The organism is Klebsiella sp. 10982 (assembly GCF_048589245.1).
Lineage (GTDB): Bacteria > Pseudomonadota > Gammaproteobacteria > Enterobacterales > Enterobacteriaceae > Klebsiella > Klebsiella quasivariicola.
Genome location: NZ_JBMAXV010000141.1, coordinates 1 through 611, shown reverse-complemented (window position 1 = coordinate 611; position 611 = coordinate 1). Strand labels below are relative to the sequence as shown.

At 54.7% G+C, this 611-nt stretch carries 1 protein-coding gene; it reads left to right on the top strand.

Annotation, left to right across the window (positions count from 1 at the left end):
- The coding region (locus tag ACKLKD_RS27975) for a Tn3 family transposase (RefSeq protein WP_420062016.1) at positions 1 to 578 on the top strand (578 nt) is incomplete at its 5' end.
- Between the last annotated feature and the right edge of the window lie 33 nt (positions 579 to 611).

The window sequence follows — 611 nt, the reverse complement described above, 5'->3', positions numbered from 1 at the left end:
TCCCGTACGTATTTAATCCCGATACGACCCCCAGGGAGTTACGCAAGTTGGTAGGTGGAAAAGCCCGGGAGGATCTTATCGTTGCGAACTGGCCTGATATTTTCCGTTGTGCCGCGACGATGACCGCTGGCAAAATCAGGCCCAGCCAACTCCTGCGCAAGCTCGCTTCTTACCCACGACAAAACAACCTTGCAGTTGCGCTTCGTGAAGTTGGTCGTATTGAACGGACCCTTTTCATTATTGAGTGGATCCTGGATACGGACATGCAGCGGCGTGCTCAGATCGGTCTTAACAAGGGAGAGGCCCACCATGCGCTCAAAAATGCGCTCCGTATCGGGAGGCAGGGGGAAATTCGCGATCGCACGACAGAGGGGCAGCACTACCGAATCGCTGGGCTCAATTTATTGACTGCGGTGATCATTTACTGGAATACCGTCCATCTTGGTCATGCCGTCACGGAGCGGCGGAACGAAGGGTTGGATGTTCCCCCTGAATTTCTTCCCCACATATCCCCATTGGGCTGGGCGCACATTCTACTGACTGGCGAATATCTTTGGCCCAAGGAACCGAAAGCTTAGGGTGTCATTTCGCCCTCAGCCGGAACCGACCCC